This window comes from Cupriavidus pauculus (assembly GCF_002858765.1).
GTDB classification, from domain to species: domain Bacteria; phylum Pseudomonadota; class Gammaproteobacteria; order Burkholderiales; family Burkholderiaceae; genus Cupriavidus; species Cupriavidus pauculus_B.
The window spans coordinates 23,853-43,000 of record NZ_PJRP01000003.1; the positions used below are offsets into that span (position 1 = coordinate 23,853).

General features: G+C 67.2%; 19 protein-coding genes. 6 read left to right on the forward strand and 13 right to left on the reverse strand.

Features of this window, described 5'->3' with window-relative positions:
- Positions 1 to 22: 22 nt before the first annotated feature.
- The 4 genes from CYJ10_RS08560 to CYJ10_RS08575 form a co-directional block, all read right to left on the reverse strand.
- The gene (locus tag CYJ10_RS08560; protein WP_101681095.1) at positions 23 to 1,015 is read right to left on the reverse strand and encodes a tripartite tricarboxylate transporter substrate binding protein; all 993 of its coding nucleotides are present in this window, start codon (positions 1,013 to 1,015) and stop codon (positions 23 to 25) included.
- An 85-nt stretch (positions 1,016 to 1,100) separates the two neighbouring features.
- A complete protein-coding gene (locus CYJ10_RS08565; RefSeq protein ID WP_101681096.1) occupies positions 1,101 to 1,835 on the reverse strand; it encodes an enoyl-CoA hydratase/isomerase family protein in 735 nt (244 codons plus the stop codon).
- The gene (locus CYJ10_RS08570; RefSeq protein WP_257993191.1) at positions 1,832 to 2,434 is read right to left on the reverse strand and encodes a cysteine dioxygenase family protein; all 603 of its coding nucleotides are present in this window, start codon (positions 2,432 to 2,434) and stop codon (positions 1,832 to 1,834) included. Before CYJ10_RS08570 ends, CYJ10_RS08565 begins: the two co-directional genes overlap by 4 nt.
- 3 nt (positions 2,435 to 2,437) lie before the next feature.
- Entirely contained in the window at positions 2,438 to 3,613 is a 1,176-nt protein-coding gene (locus CYJ10_RS08575; protein WP_101681097.1) for a CaiB/BaiF CoA transferase family protein, read from the reverse strand.
- Between the two features lie 136 nt (positions 3,614 to 3,749).
- Between CYJ10_RS08575 and CYJ10_RS08580 the strand changes: the two genes are divergently transcribed.
- Positions 3,750 to 4,541 carry an IclR family transcriptional regulator gene (locus CYJ10_RS08580; protein WP_101681514.1) on the forward strand — a complete coding sequence of 264 codons (792 nt, stop codon included), beginning with the start codon at positions 3,750 to 3,752 and terminating at the stop codon, positions 4,539 to 4,541.
- A gap of 21 nt (positions 4,542 to 4,562) precedes the next feature.
- Here the strand turns inward: CYJ10_RS08580 and CYJ10_RS08585 are convergent, their stop codons facing one another.
- Together CYJ10_RS08585 and CYJ10_RS08590 are read right to left on the reverse strand one after the other, a co-directional pair.
- Positions 4,563 to 5,576 carry a hypothetical protein gene (locus CYJ10_RS08585; protein ID WP_146002000.1) on the reverse strand — a complete coding sequence of 338 codons (1,014 nt, stop codon included), beginning with the start codon at positions 5,574 to 5,576 and terminating at the stop codon, positions 4,563 to 4,565.
- Between the two features lie 238 nt (positions 5,577 to 5,814).
- A complete protein-coding gene (locus tag CYJ10_RS08590; protein ID WP_101681099.1) occupies positions 5,815 to 6,564 on the reverse strand; it encodes an SDR family NAD(P)-dependent oxidoreductase in 750 nt (249 codons plus the stop codon).
- A 105-nt stretch (positions 6,565 to 6,669) separates the two neighbouring features.
- Between CYJ10_RS08590 and CYJ10_RS08595 the strand changes: the two genes are divergently transcribed.
- Both CYJ10_RS08595 and CYJ10_RS08600 read left to right on the forward strand, forming a co-directional pair.
- Positions 6,670 to 7,575: a LysR family transcriptional regulator gene (locus tag CYJ10_RS08595; protein WP_101681100.1), complete on the forward strand. Its 906-nt coding sequence runs from the start codon at positions 6,670 to 6,672 to the stop codon at positions 7,573 to 7,575.
- A gap of 172 nt (positions 7,576 to 7,747) precedes the next feature.
- Positions 7,748 to 7,981, forward strand: a complete 234-nt coding sequence (locus CYJ10_RS08600; RefSeq protein ID WP_101681101.1) for a hypothetical protein — start codon at positions 7,748 to 7,750, stop codon at positions 7,979 to 7,981.
- Positions 7,982 to 8,007: 26 nt separating this feature from the next.
- Here the strand turns inward: CYJ10_RS08600 and CYJ10_RS08605 are convergent, their stop codons facing one another.
- From CYJ10_RS08605 to CYJ10_RS08615, 3 genes are read right to left on the reverse strand one after another with little or no spacing between them, the layout of a single operon-like run.
- On the reverse strand, positions 8,008 to 8,691 hold the full coding sequence (locus CYJ10_RS08605; RefSeq protein ID WP_101681102.1) for an anaerobic ribonucleoside-triphosphate reductase activating protein: 684 nt from the start codon (positions 8,689 to 8,691) through the stop codon (positions 8,008 to 8,010).
- A 7-nt stretch (positions 8,692 to 8,698) separates the two neighbouring features.
- Positions 8,699 to 8,905 carry an anaerobic ribonucleoside-triphosphate reductase gene (nrdD, locus tag CYJ10_RS08610; protein WP_101681515.1) on the reverse strand — a complete coding sequence of 69 codons (207 nt, stop codon included), beginning with the start codon at positions 8,903 to 8,905 and terminating at the stop codon, positions 8,699 to 8,701.
- Between the two features lie 56 nt (positions 8,906 to 8,961).
- A complete protein-coding gene (locus CYJ10_RS08615; RefSeq protein WP_101681103.1) occupies positions 8,962 to 10,686 on the reverse strand; it encodes a ribonucleoside triphosphate reductase in 1,725 nt (574 codons plus the stop codon).
- A 173-nt stretch (positions 10,687 to 10,859) separates the two neighbouring features.
- On the opposite strand from CYJ10_RS08615, the gene CYJ10_RS08620 reads away from it, so the two are divergent.
- The gene (locus CYJ10_RS08620; RefSeq protein WP_101681516.1) at positions 10,860 to 11,567 is read left to right on the forward strand and encodes a glutathione binding-like protein; all 708 of its coding nucleotides are present in this window, start codon (positions 10,860 to 10,862) and stop codon (positions 11,565 to 11,567) included.
- 38 nt (positions 11,568 to 11,605) lie between these two features.
- Here the strand turns inward: CYJ10_RS08620 and CYJ10_RS08625 are convergent, their stop codons facing one another.
- A complete protein-coding gene (locus tag CYJ10_RS08625; RefSeq protein ID WP_101681104.1) occupies positions 11,606 to 12,430 on the reverse strand; it encodes an IclR family transcriptional regulator in 825 nt (274 codons plus the stop codon).
- Positions 12,431 to 12,531: 101 nt separating this feature from the next.
- On the opposite strand from CYJ10_RS08625, the gene CYJ10_RS08630 reads away from it, so the two are divergent.
- Together CYJ10_RS08630 and CYJ10_RS08635 are read left to right on the forward strand one after the other, a co-directional pair.
- Positions 12,532 to 13,503, forward strand: coding sequence for a Bug family tripartite tricarboxylate transporter substrate binding protein (locus CYJ10_RS08630; RefSeq protein WP_101681105.1), 972 nt, complete (start codon positions 12,532 to 12,534; stop codon positions 13,501 to 13,503).
- A 56-nt stretch (positions 13,504 to 13,559) separates the two neighbouring features.
- Complete coding sequence (locus CYJ10_RS08635; RefSeq protein WP_101681106.1) at positions 13,560 to 15,929, forward strand: cytochrome P450/oxidoreductase; 2,370 nt, start codon at positions 13,560 to 13,562, stop codon at positions 15,927 to 15,929.
- Here the strand turns inward: CYJ10_RS08635 and CYJ10_RS08640 are convergent, their stop codons facing one another.
- From CYJ10_RS08640 to CYJ10_RS08650, 3 genes are read right to left on the reverse strand one after another with little or no spacing between them, the layout of a single operon-like run.
- Entirely contained in the window at positions 15,930 to 16,934 is a 1,005-nt protein-coding gene (locus CYJ10_RS08640; protein WP_101681107.1) for a transketolase family protein, read from the reverse strand. It abuts the gene before it with no gap.
- Entirely contained in the window at positions 16,931 to 17,776 is an 846-nt protein-coding gene (locus CYJ10_RS08645) for a transketolase (protein ID WP_101681108.1), read from the reverse strand. The genes CYJ10_RS08640 and CYJ10_RS08645 overlap by 4 nt, the downstream gene beginning before the upstream one ends.
- A 20-nt stretch (positions 17,777 to 17,796) precedes the next feature.
- On the reverse strand, positions 17,797 to 19,128 hold the full coding sequence (locus CYJ10_RS08650; protein ID WP_101681109.1) for an MFS transporter: 1,332 nt from the start codon (positions 19,126 to 19,128) through the stop codon (positions 17,797 to 17,799).
- Positions 19,129 to 19,148: the final 20 nt, after the last annotated feature.

Below are 19,148 nucleotides of genomic sequence, written 5' to 3' on the forward strand. Positions count from 1 at the left end.
AGGGATTCAAGGCAATGCAGGGTCATTCGACCTTGACGTTGCCGGCCTTCACGACCTCGCGCCAGCGCGCGATGTCGTCGGCCAGGAAGCGCTTGAAGTAATCGGGCGACTCGACCATGGTCTCGGCGCCCTCGGTCTGCATGCGCTCGCGGAACGACGGGTCGGCCACGGCCTTGTTGATGGCCGCGTTGAGCCGGTTGACGATGGCCGCAGGCGTACCGGCCGGGGCGAGGACGCCGTACCACGCCGCCATCGTCATATGCGGCATGCCGGCCTCGGTCATCGTCGGCACATCGGGCATCAGCGGCGAACGTTTCGCACTGGTGATCGCCAGCACACGCAGCCTGTTGTTCGACTTCACCGCCATCACCGAGGGGATGTTGATGAACGTGTATTGCACCTCGCCGCTCAGGATGGCGACGATGGACGGCGCCGAGCCCTTGTACGGCACATGGCTGGCCTTGATGCCGGTTTCCTGCCGGAACAGTTCGCCGCCCAGGTGCTGCGAGCTGCCGGCGCCCGACGAGGAGAAATTCACGCCGGCCGCGCCCTGCTTCTTCGCGTAGGTCACGAAGTCGGCCACGGTGTTCACGTTCAGCGCCGCGGGCACCACCATCAGGTTCGGGCTCTGGCCAAACACCGCCACGGGGGCGAAGCTCTTGACCGGGTCGTAGTCGAGCTTGCCGTACAGGCTGATGTTCACGGCCAGTGCATTGGAGCTCAGCAGCAGCGTGTAGCCGTCGGCAGCAGACCGCGCCACGTAGCTGGCCGCGATGTTCTGGCCGGCGCCCGGCTTGTTGTCGACCACCACAGGCTGGCCCAGCTCCGCACCGATACGCTGGCCGATCAGGCGCGCCATGATGTCGGTGCCGCCGCCGGGCGCATAGCCCACCACAAGGTGGATCGGTTTGGACGGGTAAGGCCCTTCGCCTTGTGCCAGGGCACCCCCGGCGTGGATGCCGGCCAGCGCGATGATGGCTGCCGCCGCTATCCGGTGCTTGATGATGTGTTGCATCGTGTCTCCTCCTTTCGGTGCCGCATGCGGATCTGGCGTCCGTTGGCTGGCATGAAAATCCGCAGGTGTTTGCGGCCGGCGCCGGTCAGGCTGTCTTGCGCGCCTGGGCCTGCCTGGCCACGTAGTCCGCCACACGTTGCCGCAGGCCGGCGGCAGCCGCCGACCGCACCAGTGCGGCCAGATCGCGCGCATCGTCGAGTTCGGCATTGCCATCGATGGCGCGGTCCAGCAGCGTTTCGGCGCCGCTTCGCCCCGCATCGCGCAGGATCGGGCCGGCCGATTCCACGCACTCGGTTGCCAGCCCCGCGGCCAGCGCCTCGGCCTCGTGAATCGTGCCGCCGCTTGTGATCCATTCGCGCGCCCGCTGGGTCCCCACGCAGGCGGCCAGGCGGCGGCTGCCGAGCACCAGCCCGAAGCCGCGCGCACCGGGAAAGGCGAACGTGGCGCCGGCCACTGCCACGCGCTGCGTACACGCCGCGAACAGGTCCGCGCCGGCACCCATCACGCGGCCCTGCGCCACCGCCACGGTGTGGAACGGGGCGCGCGCCACGCGCTGCAGCATCAGTTCGATGCGCGTGAAGCGTGCCAGCAGGCTGTCGTCGGTCTCCTCATCCAGGCCCGACAGGTCGAAGCCCGTGCAGAAATGGCGGCCCGCACCGTCGAGCACCACCATCGCGGCCCCGCGCCGGGCGCAGTCCTCGAACGCGGCATCGAGCGCGTCCACCAGTTCACGCGACAGTGCGTTGCCCTGCGCCGGACGATTCAGGGTCAGGCGGCAGGTGTCGCCGTCCCAGTGCTGCAGCAATGGCGATGCATTCATGAGCGCGACGTTTCCACGTTGGCATACCCCGAGATGAACGTCTTGGCCGCACCGGTATCGACGTCGAACACATGGCGTTCCTGCTTGCCGATGTCGGTGCCGTAGACATGGATGCTGATCGACACGCGGTCGTCGTACGCATTGCGCACCACATGGATGTCGCCAATCGCCGGCGAGACAAAGGTCACGTCGCCCGGCTCCAGCCGCTCGGCGTCCCCGGCCGCCGCCATCCCCTGCTCGCCTTGTACGAAAGCCTGCCCCAGTTCCGCCCCACGCAGCATGCCGATTGCGCCCCAGGTGCAGTGATCGTGGACCGGAGTCTTCTGGCCCGGCCCCCAGACGAAGCTCACGACGCTGTAGCGGTCCTGCGGGTCGGCATGCAGCAGGTATTGCCGGTAGTACTCGGGATGCGGCACGGTGAACTGCGGGTCGAGCCAGTCGTCCCGGCTCACCAGTTCGCCGAGCGCGGCCCCCACGTGCCGGAGCGTTTCGGCCTCGGGCTGGGCCGCGTCAGCCACGATCCGGTTCATCGTGTCGATAAAGTGCGCCAGCGCCTGGCTGTGTACTGCCGATGCGTTCGTCATGGATGGGTTCTTCATGGTTTACCCCTGTTGGTCGACACCTGCACCGCCGCAGGACTCGCGTACGGCCTGCGAATGCTCGCCCAGTGCGGGCGGCGCCGTGCGCACCGGCACCGCCTTGCCATCGATGCGGACCGGCGACGCGAAGGTGCGCGTGCGCGTGCCGCCGGGCAGTTCCAGATCGCGCACCCAGCGCATGTGGTCAACCTGCGGGTCTTCCAGCGCACGCGCGTAATCGTTGATGCGCGAATGGGGTACGCCGGCATCGCGGAACACGTCGATCCAGTGGGCCACGTCACGCTGCGCAAACACCGCTTCCAGAATGTCCTTCAGTTCGCCCTGATGGCGCGCACGCAGTGTCGGCGTGAGGAAGCGCGGATCATCGGCCAGCGGCTCGCGCTGCACCGCGCGCAGCACGGCCCGCCACAGGCTGTCGTTGCCGGCGGCAATGGCAAAGTAGCCGTCCGCCGCGCGATAGGCTTGGTACGGTGCATTGCGCGGATGGGCGGAGCCGAGCTTGCCCGGGCTGCGTCCCGTGCCGAAGTATTCGCTGGTCTGCAGCGCGCCAATGGCCAGCGTGCAGCCAAACATCGGCACGTCGAGATGCATGCCGCGCCCGCGCGCCCGAGCCTGCAGCAGCGCGCTGGCGATCGAAAACGCGCCGTACAGGCCCGACGCGAAGTCCGACACCGGCACGCCGCACTTGACCGGGGCATCGGAATCGCCGGTCACGCTCATCACGCCGGCCGCAGCCTGGATGGTCAGATCGAAGCCGCCCTCGCCGGCACGCGGGCCGCTCTGGCCGTAGGCGGAGATCGAGCAGTACACCAGTTCCGGCCGCAATGCGCTCAGTTGCGCATACCCGAGCCCGAGGCGGTCCATCACGCCAGGGCGGTTGTTCTCGATCACCACGTCGGCCTGGGCGCACAGCGCCAACGCCACTTCCAGGTCTTCGGGGCGCTTGAGGTCGAGCACGACCGAACGCTTGTTCCGGTTCAGGGATGCAAAGTTCTCGCTGAAGCCATCGGTAATCGGCGGCCAGCTGCGCAGCGTGTCGCCGCCGGGTGGCTCGATCTTGATCACGTCGGCGCCCATATCGGCCAGTAGCATGGCGCAGAACGGGCCCGCGGCCACGGTACAGAACTCCAGCACGCGGATGCCACGCAACGGCAGGTCTTCGGTTCGGATGTCGGTCATGGTGAAGTGGTGTGTCGTCGCCGCAGGGGATGCACGACGTTGGAACCGAGTCTAAAACCGTTCCTCATTCTGACGCGGGTGTTCTACACTTTGGAACGATTGCCCGACCCTCGCCGGGCATTGGATGCTCCGTGCCATGAACAACACGCTGATCAAAGGCCTTCACCTGCTCGACATCATGGCGCGCCACGGCAAGCCGATTGGCGTGAGCGAACTCGCCGTGATGGCGGGCATGCCAAAGAGCGGCGCCCACCGGCTGCTGCAGGCGCTTGTTGACGAACGCTACGTCGTGCGCGTGCCGCCGGCCAGCTACACCGTATCGATCAAGCTGTGGGAACTGGGATCTGCGGCGCTTTGGAGCTTCGATCTGCGCCGGCACGCCGATGCGCTGATGGAGGCACTGATGCAATCCACGGGGGAATCGGTCCACCTGTCGGTGCTGGACGGACGTGAGGTCGTGTATGTGCACAAGGTGGAATGCCCCAATCCGATCCGCGCCTACAGCCAGATCGGCGGCCGCTCGCAGGCGCACTGCGTCGCCACGGGCAAGGCCATGCTGGCGTTCCGGAATCCGCAATGGCTGGCCGAGATCGCGCACGACCTGCCTCCGGCCACGCCGCGCACCATCACGGAGCCCGAGGCATTCCTGCTGGAAATGCAGCGCGTGCGCCGCGCCGGCTATGCGATCAACCGTGGCGAATGGCGGGATGGCGTCAATGGGCTGGCCGCCCCGATTTTCGACGGCACGGGTGCCGTGATCGCGGCCATCGGCATTTCCGGCCCCGATACGCGGCTGCGCATGGCACGCCTGCGCGATCTGGCCCCGGCCGTCAGCGACGCTGCCGAGCGGCTATCGACCGGCCTCGGTGAAATTGGCCCGCATGCCTCGCTGCTGCGCGTGACGAACCACTGGGGCGCGCTGCGCTAGCCGCGTGGCCGCCTGACCGGCCTACCTGGCAGCACGGTGCTCCGGCGAACCATGCGCCGGCGGCGTAGCGGCCGGCGCCGCGGCTGGCGTACCGGGTACGCGTGCCGCCGCCACCGCTTCCCGCTCCACGCGAATCTGGTCGATTTCAGCGCCGACGTCTCCGGCCTCGCTGACCCCCATCGAGATCACCACGGTGCCCCGGGCCACCGGCACCGGTACCGGCGGCGACATGCCGCTGCATTGCGCCGTCGTGCAGGGCATGCCATTGCCCCCCAGCGGCACCCGCGCGATGGTGGTCGCGGCCGACCCCAGTTCGGCAAACTTGGCGGCGCCGTCGCCGTTGACCACGAGCTGCCGTGTCACCAGCGCAAACGACACCGCGATCTGCGCCGGCTGCGCGCCATTGGCCGCCGCCGTCTTCGCAATGGTGTTCGTGGCACGGATATAGAGCGGACGGAAACGGAAGTAGTCGGTGAACTTGCCGTCCTGCAGCTTCTGCTCGATGGCCAGCACGGCAAGCAGGCCGGGACGCGTCGGAGCATCGCCCTGCGCATAGCGCGCAAACACTGCGCAGCGCACCCCACGGAACCCGTTCGCCGAAAAGCTGACATCGACATTGCTGGCGTCGATTGCCTCGCGCTTGAGTTGCTCCGGGGTGCCCGGCTCCTTGTCCGCATAGAGATCGGCAACAAGCCTTGTGCCGCTCACCACGAATGCGCTACCGCCGGCGCTGGCTGCGCCCGCTGTCCGGGAGGGCGAAGCCGGTGAGGCGGGTGAAGATTTCGGTGCGGGTTCGGCACACTGCGGCGAGGCCAGCAGGTCCTTGATCTCGCGGTTCTCGGGCAGCGCCAGGATGGCGGCCAGATCCTTGTCCGCCGACCAGTCCTTGCCGGCAGCGACCCAGCCCTGCGCGGCGCGCTTCGGTTTGCCGCTGAGGTCGTCAGCCTTGAAGGCGGATGCAGGTGGCGCTTTCGGTGTCGATGTGCAGCCGGCGGCGAGCATGCAGCCGGCAACGAGTCCCAAAAAGGTCCTCATGCTGCCCTCCCTTGAAAGAAGCTAGAGGATATGGCCCGCCTGCGCGCGGCGGATACCGTCCAAATGACTGAACAGCCAAATGGAGAGTAGTCATCCTGGCGAATCCATGCCAGTAACTGTCGGGCGAACGCAACGGTCTGGCCTGGGCAGCACACCGAGGCCGGCGGCACCTGTCGATGCCGCCGGCCCGTTACAGCCCGTCCGTTACAAGCGCCCGTGTTACAGGCTGCTCGCTAGATTACGTCAGCGCGATGCCGCCGTCGACCCGCAGGTTCACGCCGGTGATGAAGCTGCCTTCGCCGCTGGCCAGCAGCAAGGCCGCCGCCGCCACCTCCTCGGCACGGCCCAGCCGGCCCAGGGGAATGGCATCCGCCATGGCCGCCTCGAATCCGGGCCGCTGTGCCGGCGCAACGCCCAGCTTGGCCAGGATCGGCGTGTCGACCGGGCCCGGGCTGATCACGTTCACGCGGACGCCGCGCGCCTTGAACTCCAGCGCCCAGCTTTGCGCAAACGCCTCGATGGCGGCCTTGCTGCCCGCATACACCGCGTGCCCGTCCAGCACCTTGGCGCTGGCAATCGAACTGACCAGCACGATGGCGCCCCCGTCACGCAGATGCGGCGCGACCTTCTGCACGCCAAAGAACACGGCACGGGTATTGGTGGCGAACTGCACATCGTACTCGTCGACACTGACCGCGTCCGACGGCGTGATCTGGTTCATGCCCGCGTTGGCCACGTAGATGTCCACGCCGCCAAATTGGTCCGCCACCAGCGCGGCCACACGGTCGTGCGTGCCAAGGTCGGCCAGGTCGCCGGTCAGGCCGATGGCCTGCGGCCCCAGCTCGGCCACGGCGGCCTCCACCGCGTCGGCGCGGCGCCCAACGATGACGACCCTGGCCCCTTCGGCCACAAAGCGACTGGCCATCGCGAAACCAATGCCACTGTTGCCGCCCGTGATGACGGCGACCTTTCCTGAAAGTTTGCCCATGAGTATCTCGTCAGTTTCTGGTTGATCCGAGCGCCGAATCTACGCCTGCGCCGGACAGGCGGACAGCCTTACAATGAACGCATCACTTGTGCCAATTTGTCATCCATGTCAATGGAACGCCTGCACGGCCTGTCCGCCTTCGTCAGGGCCGTGGAAGCCGGATCATTCACCGGCGCCGCCAGACTGCTGGGCACCACGCCCTCGGCCATTTCAAAGAGCATCTCGCGCCTGGAGGCGCGGCTGGGCGTGAAGCTGTTTCACCGCTCCACGCGTGCCTTCGTGCTGACCGACGAAGGTCAGGCCTACTACGCCCGCGTGGCACCACTGGTGCGTGGCCTTGAAGAGGCCACCGAAGTGCTGGCCAAGCCTGCGGCGGCGGTGGGCAGGTTGCGCGTCAGCCTGCCCGGCGATCTGGGCAAGTCGCTGCTCGGCCCGATCACGGCGACGCTGATGCCGCGCCACCCGCGCCTGTCGCTCGATATCAGCCTGAGCGACCAGCACGTGGACCTGATCCGCGAAGGCTTCGACCTGGCGCTGCGCGCCGGCCACCCCACGGACAGCGGACTCTACGCGCGCCCGCTTGCCGAACTGCCACTGGCGCTGGTGGCCTCGCCGGCCTACCTGGCCCGCCACGGCGAGCCCCGCACGGCGGCGGACCTGGGGGCACACCGACATGTCCGCTACCGGCTGGGCGGCCAGATCCTGCCGATTGCTTTTGCCGATGGCACCCGTGTGCCGCTCGACGCCGCGCGGGATGGTGCGCATGACGGCATTTTCGATAGCGACAGCGGCGAAGCCATGCGTATCGCGGCGGTGAACGGTCTGGGCATCGCGCAACTGCTGCGGACCGTCGTCCAGCACGATCTCGACGCCGGCCGGTTGCGGGTGGTGCTGCCCGACGCGGCGTTGCGGCCCGTGCCGCTGCAGGTGCTGCATGGCTTCGGCCGCCGCCTGCCTGCCCGCGCGAAGGTCTTCGTCGATTTCGTTGCCGCGGAACTCTCTGGCCGGTAGCCAACAGATCGCGCCGCACGGCACCGCTGGTGTTGGTCCCTGCCCGACGGAGGGGCCCGCCAGTCAGCCGGCCCGTGCGCCACGCGGCGCTTTCGCGCATTGGCATGGTCCCTGCTGAACGCCCAACGGGCACTGCAACCGCCGCGCCCATCGCCACGTTCAGGAGACCATCATGAGCAAGCTGAAGATCGCGGACCTGCGCCGCGAGGATCGATTGACAGACGACGCCGCGCGCGCCATTGCGGGCGGCATCCTCTATCTGAGCAACATCCGCGTGGGCGAGCCCCACGGCAACGCCTGGCCAGGCTGGCCGGCATGGATGCCGCACGTCGCGCTGCCGAAAGGCAACGAGTGGGACCCGGCCTATTCGCCGATGGCGCGCGAGCCCGACCCTCGGCTGCAGTAGCCTTGGCAGCCGGTACGCGGCCGGATTCAGCCCGCGCGCAGCGCCAGTTGCGGGAAGGCCGACGCCAGCCGCCCGGCCACGCCGGGTGGCCACGACACCGGCCGCCCTGCCCGGTTGCACACCTGCAGCGACCAGTGCCGTACGCCACGAGCCGTCAGCGTGTCGGCCAGCCCCATCAGCGCCGTCTCATCGAACAGCGCCGGGTCCCAGGTCGTGCGGCATTCGTAGGCCACACCGCTCGCCAGCAGGCGATCCAGCGACACCAGCGTGCGTGCCGCGCCGCCGGGCGTGCCGGTGATCGCTGCATGGCAATGCGCCGGCCCCTTGATGTCGAAGCCGACCCAGTCTACCAGCGGCAGCACGCTGGCCAGGCGATCCGGATACATGCCGGCAGTGTGCAGCGCCACCTGAAAGCCCATCTGTCGCACGGCGCGCATCGCGTCGGGCAGCGCGGACTGGAGCGTGGGCTCGCCGCCCGAGAACACCACACCGTCGAGCAGCCCGCGCCGGCGTGCCAGGAACGACAGCAGATCGTCCCAGGCCATCGCGGGCGGCGTCTGCGGCGGAATCAGGTGCGGGTTGTGGCAGTAGCCGCACTGCCACGGGCAGCCCTGGCAGAACAGCACGGCCGCCAGTCGGCCGGGGAAGTCGATGCTGGTCAGCGGCACCAGGCCGCCGATGCGCAGGGTGTCGGCCGACACGCCAGCCATGGCGAGCTTAACCCTGGCAGCGCTGCTCGTCGAAGAACCTGCGCTCGGCGTGCTCGCCCTTCTTGCCAATGTTGAAGCTCTCCACGGGCCGGTGGTAGCCCATCACCCGGGTCCAGACTTCGCAGGGCTGGCGCTCATCGTCACGCAGGGCAACGGTGTCGGCTGCGTTGGCGGTGTTGGCGGAGAAATGCTGGGAGACGGAAAGATCGGTCATGGCGTGGCTCTTCGGGTTGAAATACGTCGGAAAAAGGGCACTGCGGAGGTAATCAATCATGCCGCCTGCCGCGCCAGCTTGCGCGCGAGGATTTCCTCGTCGCACTTCGGGCAGAAGCGGTGCTCGCCGGCCAAGTAGCCGTGCGTGGGACAGACAGAAAACGTGGGCGTGACCGTGATGTAGGGCAGGCGGAACGACTCGAGTGCCCGGCGCACCAGGCGCTTGCAGGCCTCGCCGCTGGACAGGCGCTCGCCCATATACAGGTGCAGCACCGTGCCGCCCGTGTATTTCGACTGCAGCGTCTCCTGGCGCGCCAGCGCCTCGAATGGATCGTCGGTGAAGCCCGCGGGCAGTTGCGACGAGTTCGTGTAGTACGGCTGCGCGGGCGTGCCGGCCTGCAGGATGTCGGGCCAGCGCTTGCGGTCTTCGCGCGCGAACCGGTACGTGGTGCCCTCGGCCGGCGTGGCTTCGAGGTTGTACATGTGGCCGGTGGCTTCCTGGTATTCGACGATGCGGCCGCGTACGTGATCGAGCAACCGCACCCCCATGGCGTGCCCCGCTTCGGTCGTGATGTCGTACGCGTCGCCGGTGAAGTTGCGGATCATCTCGTTCAGGCCGTTCACGCCCAGCGTCGAGAAGTGATTGCGCAGCGTGCCCAGGTAGCGCCGGGTGTAGGGGAACAGGCCCTGGTCCATCAGCTGCTGGATGCGCTCGCGCTTGGCCTCCAGCGTGTCGCGGCCGATATCGAGCAAGGTGTCGAGCCGGGCCAGCAGGCCGGCCTCGTCGCCGCGATGCCGGTAGCCCAGCCGCGCGCAATTGACGGTGACCACGCCCAGTGAGCCGGTCTGCTCGGCGCTGCCGAACAGGCCGTTGCCGCGCTTGAGCAGTTCGCGCAGGTCCAGTTGCAGCCGGCAGCACATCGACCGCACCATGTTCGGCGTCAGGTCGGAGTTCACGAAATTCTGGAAGTACGGCAGGCCGTATCGGGCGGTCATCTCGAACAGCCGCGCGGCGTTCTCGCTGTCCCACGGGAAGTCGGGCGTGATGTTGTAGGTGGGGATCGGAAACGTGAAGACGCGGCCCTTGGCGTCGCCCTGCGTCATCACCTCGATGTACGCGCGGTTGATCATGTCCATCTCCGCCTGCAGGTCGCCATAGCGGAACGGCATTTCCTGGCCGCCGATCACCGGCACCTGCTCCTTGAGGTCGTCGGGACAGGTCCAGTCGAAAGTCAGGTTGGTGAACGGCGTCTGCGTGCCCCAGCGCGACGGCACGTTGAGGTTGTAGATCAGCTCCTGGATATGCTGCTTCACCTCAGGGTACGCCATCGCATCCTTGCGGATGAACGGTGCCATATAGGTATCGAACGACGAAAACGCCTGCGCGCCCGCCCATTCGTTCTGCATCGTCCCAAGGAAGTTCACGATCTGCCCGACCGCGCTCGACATATGGCGCGGCGGCAGCGCCTCCACCTTGCCCGGCACGCCGTTGAGCCCTTCGTGCAGCAGCGTGCGCAGCGACCAGCCCGCGCAGTAGCCGGACAGCATGTCCAGGTCGTGGATATGCAGGTCGCCCTCGCGGTGCGCGGCGCCGGCTTCGGGCGCGTACACGTGCGACAGCCAGTAGTTGGCCGTGACCTTGCCGGCCACGTTCAGGATCAGCCCCCCGAGCGAATAGCCCTGGTTGGCATTCGCGTTGATCCGCCAGTCCTGACGGTCCAGGTATTCGTTGATCGACGATTCCACATCCACCGTCGTCCTGCCCACGGCCATTTCCGGCATCACGTCCGCCCTCCTTCCTACAAGATATGGGGAGAATTCTTCCACGCGGCACTATATGTAGTTTTGGCCTGGATCAAATGTCGATATCAGGGGTATTTGATGACTGCCAGGCGAAACTGCGCCAAAGCCATTACCATGGCCGCTTTCGCCCACAAAACGACAAGTTCATCACGATGACCGTTCTGTCCGACTTCCCGATTACCGGCAAATGGCCGGCGCAACATCCCGACCGCCTGCAGCTGTATTCGCTCAATACCCCCAACGGCATCAAGGTTTCGCTGATGCTGGAGGAAACCGGTCTGCCCTACGAGCCGCAACTGGTGCGCTTCGACAAGCACGACCAGACCTCGCCCGAATTCCTGTCGCTGAACCCGAACAACAAGATCCCCGCGATCATCGATCCGAACGGCCCCGGCGGCGCGCCGCTGGCGCTGTGGGAATCGGGCGCGATCCTGGTGTACCTGGCCGACAAGACCGGCAAGTTCATGCCGGCCGATCCGGCGCTGCGCTACGAGACCCTGCAGTGGGTCATGTGGCAGATGGGCGGCATCGGCCCGATGTTTGGCCAGGTGGGCTTCTTCCACAAGTTCGCGGGCAAGGATTACGAGGACAAGCGCCCGCGTGACCGCTACGTGGCCGAATCGAAGCGGCTGCTGAACGTGCTGAACGAACGGCTCAAGGGCCGCGAGTGGATCATGGGCGACGACTACACGATTGCCGATATCGCCACGTTCCCGTGGGTACGCAATCTGCTGGGCTTCTATGAGGCGGGCGACCTGGTGGGCATCCAGGACTTCCCCGAAGTGACGCGCGTGCTGGCGGCCTTCGCCGCGCGGCCGGCCGTGCAGCGCGCGGTCAACATTCCGAAACGGCCGGAATAAGGCTGGGCGACAGCAGTCAGCCTCCACCCCCTTGAGGATCAGCCCGCGAAGCCCAGCAACGCGCTGATGGCCGCGGCTTCCTCGCGCACCGCGTGGCCGATCGGTCCGTCGATTGACGGATCGAAGCCACCGGTGGCGCCCAGCGCGGTCAGCACCGCGCAGACCCGGCCGGTGTAGTCGCGCACCGGCGCCGCCACCGCGCTGATGCCTTTCAGGTTGGTATCGCGCACTGCCGCGCAGCCTTGCGCCCGCACGGGCTCGCGCAGCGCGCCCAGCGGATCGTTCGCATCCAGGTCGGCCCGCTGCCCCGGCGTCAGCGCGTCAAGTTCCGCGCGCGCCAGTGCCAGCGCCTGCACGTCCGAATCGTCGAGCATGCCCAGGAACACCCGGCCCGTGGCCGACCACAGCAGCGGCATCACCGACCCCACCCGCACGTTCACCGTCACCGGCAGGCCCGGCTCCTCGATCCGCACAATGGTGGGCCCCTTGTTGCCCATCACGGCGATAAAGCACGTCACTTCGAGCCGCTCGCGCAGCCGCACCAGCGCGGCTTCGGACAGCCGGATCGGATCGGCCTGGCGCATCGCGGCCAGGCCGATCTGCAGCGCCTCGATCCCTAGGTGGTACTGCTGGGTGTTGGCTTCCTGCGCGACGAACCCCTCCTCCATCAGGCTCACCAGATAGCGATGCACCTTGGCCGGGCTCTCGCCAATCTGCCCGGCGATGGCGGTCAGGCTGGCGCGCCCGCCCAGCCGGGCCAGGGTCTTGAGAACGGCCATGCCGGTTTCGGCCGCCTGCACGCGTTGGCGGCGTTCGCGCGGACGGGGGGTGGGGTCCGCAGAGAGGTCGGAAGCGGTAGTCATGGCGCCCGAGGTTAACCCTCATTCTATGATTACGCAATGCGTATATGATTTACGCAAAACAGGCCAACCACTATCCGGCCAAATACCAAGGAGACAACCCGATGCCCCGCCTCCAGCCCCTGGCGCTGCTTGCCCTGTCCTTTGTAGTGGTCACCGGCGCACATGCCGCCGATGCCTGGCCTGCCAAGCCGATCCGGTGGATCGTGCCCTACCCGGCTGGCGGCGGATCGGACTTCCTGGCGCGCACGATCGGGCAAGGCCTGTCGACCCGCGTCAGCCAGCCGGTGGTGGTGGACAACAAGCCGGGCGGCAACACCGCGATTGGCGCCTCGGAAACCGCCCGCTCGACGCCCGATGGCTACACGGTGCTGTCCGCCGACAACGGCACGCTGGTCTTCAATCCGGCGCTGTACAAGACGCTGTCCTACAACCCCACGCGCGACCTGGCGCCCGTGACGCTGCTGGGCCGTTTTCCGATGATCCTGGTGGTCGGCCCCGGCACGCAGGCCAAGACGGCGCAGGAGTTCATCGCCCAGGTCAAGGCGACGCCGGGCGGCGTGAACTACGGATCGGCCGGCGCCGGCAGCCCGCACCATCTGGCGATGGAACTGCTCAAGACCGAAGCCCACCTGACCATGACCCACGCGCCGTATCGCGGAGCGGCCCCGGCGCTGTCCGACGTGGCCGCCGGCCAGATTCCCGCGATGATGGTCGACTACGCCGCCGGCGCGGGCTTCATCAAGGGCGGCAAGGTGCGACCGCTGGCCGTGGCCAACGCCACGCGCCTGCCCCAGTTGCCCGACGTGCCGACCTTCAGCGAACTCGGCTACAAGAACGTGGAAGCCGCCGCGCTGGTGGGCATGGTGGTGCCGGCCGCCACGCCGCCCGATGTGATCACCACGCTCAACAAGCAGGTGGTGGCATCGGTCAAGGACCCCGCCATCCACAAGAAACTGGTCGACTTCGGCGTGGAGCCCGTGGGCAACACCCCCGCCCAGTTTGCCGACCTGCTGCGCAGCGAAACGGCTCGCTGGACCAAGCTGATCCAGGATCTGAAGATCTCGCTCGACTGACGTCGCCACCCCCTATCACCCAGTTCTGCCCAGTTCCACTGTCGTTGGAGTACCGCATGACCCAGTCCACCTCGCCCGCGCCTGGCGCGGGTTGCCCGATCGACCACGCCGCGCTGCGCGCCGCAGCGGCTCCCGTCCAGGCGCCGAATGGCTGCCCCGTCAGCCACAACGCCGCGGCGTTCGATCCGTTCGAGGACGGCTACCAGCAGGACCCGCCCGACTACGTGCGGTGGTCGCGCGAGCAGGAGCCCGTGTTCTACAGCCCGAAGCTGGGCTACTGGGTAGTCACGCGCTTTGACGATATCAAGGCGATCTTCCGCGACAACCTAACCTTCAGCCCGGCCATCGCGCTGGAGAAGATCACGCCCACCGGCGACGAGGCCAACGCGGTGCTGGCATCGTACGGCTATGCGATGAACCGGACGCTGGTCAACGAGGACGAACCGGCCCACATGCCGCGCCGCCGCGCGCTGATGGAGCCGTTCACCCCTGCGGAGCTGGTGCATCACGAGCCGCTGGTGCGCCGGCTGGCGCGCGAATACGTCGACCGCTTTGTCGACGACGGCCGCGCCGACCTGGTGGACCAGATGCTCTGGGAGGTGCCGCTGACCGTGGCGCTGCATTTCCTCGGCGTGCCCGAGGAAGACATGGACCTGCTGCGCCAGTATTCGATCGCCCACACGGTGAACACGTGGGGGCGCCCGAGGCCCGACGAACAGGTGGCCGTGGCCCATGCCGTCGGCAATTTCTGGCAGTTGGCGGGCCGCATCCTCGACAAGATGCGCGCAGACCCATCGAGGCCGGGCTGGATGCAGTACGGCATCCGCAAGCAGAAGGAACTGCCCGAGGTCGTCACCGATTCGTACCTGCATTCGATGATGATGGCCGGCATCGTGGCCGCGCACGAGACCACGGCCAACGCGTCGGCCAACGCCATCAAGCTGCTGCTGCAGCACCCCGATGTCTGGCGCGAGATCTGCGAAGACCCGGCGCTGATTCCCAACGCCGTGGAGGAATGCCTGCGGCACAACGGGTCGGTGGCCGCCTGGCGCCGCGTGATGACCCAGGACACCGAAGTGGGCGGCATCCCGCTGCCAACCGGCACCAAGCTGCTGATCGTGACATCGTCGGCCAACCACGACGAGCGCCATTTTTCCGATGCCGACCTGTTCGACATCCACCGCGACAACGCCAGCGACCAGCTTACCTTCGGCTACGGCGCGCACCAGTGCATGGGCAAGAACCTGGCGCGCATGGAAATGCAGATCTTCCTCGAAGAGCTGACCAGCCGCCTGCCGCATCTGCGGCTGGCCGACCAGCGCTTCAGCTACGTGCCCAACACGTCGTTCCGTGGTCCCGAGCACCTGTGGGTGGAATGGGACCCCATGCAGAATCCGGAACGCACGGACCCGGCCGTGCTGGCGCCGCGCGATGCGGTGCGCATCGGCGAGCCCACCGGCAATATCGGCCGCACGCTGGTGGTCGAGGCGGTCGAGCCGGCCGCGCAGGACGTGCTGCGTATCCGCCTGGCGTCGCAGGACGGCCGCCCCTTGCCGCGCTGGACACCGGGCGCGCATATCGATGTGGAATGCGGCCACACCGGCATCTCGCGCCAGTACTCGCTGTGCGGCGACCCGGCCAACGCACGGACCTTCGAGATTGCCGTGCTGCGCGAGACGGAAAGCCGCGGCGGATCGGCGTGGCTCCATGCCAACCTGCGCGCCGGCGACAAGCTCAAGGTGCGCGGCCCGCGCAACCACTTCCGGCTCGACGAAAACTGCCGCAAGGCCATCTTCGTCGCGGGCGGCATCGGCGTGACGCCGGTCAGCGCCATGGCGCGGCGCGCCCGTGAACTCGGCATCGACTACGTGTTCCACTACTGCGGCCGGTCGCGCCAGGCCATGGCCCTGCTCGACGAACTCGCCGCGCTGCACGGTATCCGCCTGCACATCCACGCCGCGGACGAAGGCAACCGTGCCGACTTTGCCCAGATCCTGGCCAGCCCCGATACCCATGCGCCAGCGGCGCAGGTCTACGCCTGCGGCCCGGCGCGGATGATCGAGGCACTGGAAACCTGCTGCGCCGGCTGGCCCGATGACACGCTGCGCGTGGAGCATTTCAGCTCCACGCTCGGCACGCTGGACCCCTCGAAAGAACAGGCTTTCACCGTGGAACTGAAGGACTCGGGCCTCACGCTCGATGTACCCGCCGACCAGACCTTGCTCACCGCGCTGCGCTGCGCCAACATCGACGTGCAGAGCGACTGCGAGGAAGGCCTGTGCGGATCGTGCGAGGTACGCGTGCTGTCCGGCGATATCGATCATCGCGACGTCGTGCTCACCCGCACCGAGCGCGACGCGAACAGCCGCATGATGTCGTGCTGCTCTCGCGCGGCGCGCGGCGGGAAGATCGTGCTGGCGCTATGACTACCCGAGCCATCCCTTGATGCGCTGCGCCATCACACCCGCCGAAATCCCGTAGCGATCGTGGAGCGTCGGCAGCGCGCCGGCATCGAGGAATGCATCGGGCAGGCCAACCTGCCGGAACGGCACGTGCACGCCCTCGCGCATGAGCGTCCCCGCCACCGCTTCGCCAAGCCCGCCCATTACCGTGTGGTTTTCGGCCACGACCACCAGGCGTCCCGGCTTGCGGGCTTCGCCCAGGATCGCTTCGGTATCAAGCGGTTTGATGGTCGGCACATGCAGCACCGCTACGCCCACCCGGTCGGCCTCCAGCGCCTTGGCCACCTCCAGCGCGCGCATCGTCATGATGCCGGACGAAATGATCAGCACCTCGGCGCCATCGCGCAGCAGCTTGGCCTTGCCCAGTTCAAAGCTGTAGTCGTACTCATCCAGCACCACCGGAACGTTGCCGCGCAACAGCCGCGCATAAACCGGCCCGTCATGCGCCGCGATGGCCGGCACCATCTGCTCGATGTCCAGCGCGTCGCAGGGATCGATCACCGTCATGTTGGGCATGGCGCGCATCAGTGCCAGGTCTTCCGCCGCCTGGTGGCTCGGTCCATAGCCTGTGGTCAACCCTGGCAGCGCGCACACGATCTTGACGTTGAGGTTGTCCTCGGCAATCGTCTGGTGCATGAAATCGTAGGCACGCCGCGTGGCGAACACGGCGTAGGTCGTGACGAACGGCACCGCGCCTTCGTGGGCAAAGCCGGCAGCCGCGCCCATCAGCAGCTGTTCGGCCATCCCCATCTGGTAGTACCGCTCGGGATACGCCTTCGCAAAGATGTGCAAATCGGTGTATTTGCCGAGGTCGGCCGTCATGCCGATGATGTCGGGCCTTTCTGCCGCCAACGCCGTCAACGCATGGCCGAACGGTGCCGCACGCGTGGCCTGCCCTTCGCCGGCAATCGAGGCGATCATCGCCGAGGTCTTGAGCCGGGTCTTGCCGGCCGGAGTGGTATTGCTCATGCTTGTCTCCCGGCTTCCAGCGCCTGCAGCGCCAGTTGCCATTCGTGGGCTTCCACCCGGATGAAGTGATTCTTTTCGCGCTGCTCCAGGAACGGCACGCCACAGCCCATGCGCGTATCGCAGACGATCATGCGCGGCTGCGGCGCCTGATGGGCACGGGCGTTCTGGAACGCCTTGGCGACGGCGTCGATGTCGTTGCCATCCACGCGCTGCACGTACCAGCCGAACGCCTCCAGCTTGGGCGCGAGCGGCTCGAACGACAGGATCTGCGTCGACGGGCCGTCGGCCTGCTGGTTGTTCACGTCGACCATGGCGATCAGGTTGTCCAGCTTCCAGTGGCTGGCCGACAGGATGCCCTCCCAGATCGAGCCTTCATCAAGCTCGCCGTCCGAAAACAGCGTATAGACGAACGCGTCCGAGCCCTTGCGCTTCAGGCCCAGGCAGCGGCCCACGGCAATCGTCAGCCCCTGGCCCAGCGAACCGCCGGACATCTCCATCCCGGGCGTATAGCTGGCCATGCCCGACATCGGCAGGCGGCTGTCGTCGCTGCCATAGGTTTCAAGCTCCTCGGCGGGCAGGATGCCCGCTTCGAGCAGCGCCGCATACAGCGCGATGGCGTAGTGGCCGTTGGACAGCAGGAAGCGGTCGCGCCCTTCCCATTCAGGATCTTCGGGGCGGTACTTCATCGCGCCAAAGTAAGCCACAGCCAGCACGTCGGCGATGTCCAGCGCCTGGCCGACATAGCCCTGCCCTTGCACCTCGCCCATCAAGATGGCATTGCGCCGGATACGGTAGGCGCGCTCGGCCAGTGACACGGACGCGTCGAGATTGGTACGACTCATGATGACTCCAGAAAGGTAGTTCAGCGGTTGACGGCTTTGGCCGGCACCAGGAAGACCAGCAGCGCGCCGCAGACGACCGTTGCCGAGATGAACATCAGGCCAGCAGTGGACTTGCCGGTCAGATCGTTGAGCCAGCCGACGATGGCCGGCGAGAAGAAGCCCGCCAGGTTGGCTACGCAGTTCACCGCGGCGATGCCGGCAGCCGCCGACATGCCGCCGAGCAGCGCGGTGGGGAGTGCCCAGAATTGGGACGACGACGCCATGATCCCCGCAGCGGCGACGCACAGGCACGCAATGGCGGCCGTGACACTGCCCAGCATCGGCAGCGTGGCAAAGCCCACGGCGGCCCCCAGCATCGGGATGGCAAGATGCAGGCGACGTTCGCGGCGGTGGTCAGCCGAGCGGCCGATCAACGGCAGCGCAACGATGGCACACAGGTACGGCACGGCGGTCAGGATGCCCACCCACAGCGGATCGGCCACGCCCGTCTTGCGGATGATGGTCGGCAACCAGAACGTCAGCCCATACTGGCCCAGTACCACGCAGAAGTAGATCGCGGCCATCAGCCACAGGCGCCGGTCGGCCATGAAGGCGCGGATCGACACATGCTGCACTTTCTGCGCGTTGTCGCCTTCCACGTTGCGCGCCAGGAGCGCCTTTTCCTGGTCGGTCAGCCACTTGGCGGCCTGGATGCCGTTATCCAGGTAGAACAGGATGGCGACGCCGAGCACCAGCGACGGCAGCGCCTCGATCAGGAACAGCCACTTCCAGCCAGCCAGGTCGTGCGCGCCGTGGAGCGCATGCATGATCCAGCCCGACAGCGGCCCACCGATAATCCCCGCAAGGGGGATCGCCATGAAGAACATCGACAGGGCCTTGGCGCGACGTTCCGACGGGAACCAGTACGTCAGGTACAGGATCACGCCGGGCGCGAAGCCGGCCTCGGCCACCCCGAGGAGGAAGCGCAGCACGTAGAACTGGGGGGGGGTATTGACGAAAGCGAAGCCCGCCGAGATGACTGCCCACGTCAGCATGATGCGCGCCAGCCAGTTGCGCGCGCCCACCTTGTGCAGGATCACGTTGCTCGGCACCTCGAAGATGAAGTAGCCCAGGAAGAAGATGCCGGCGCCCAGGCCGTAGATGGTCTCGCTGAACTGCAGGTCGTTGAGCATCTGCAGCTTGGCAAAGCCCACGTTGACGCGATCCAGGTACGCGCCCAGATAGCACAGCATCAGGAACGGAATCAGGCGTCGCATGACCTTGCCATAGGTACGCGACTCGAACGTGGCCGCATCGGCGCGCGGCATCACCACGTCGGCCGCGATGGCCGACGCTGCGTATTTCGTCTTCATGGAATGTCTCCTGCCGGTGC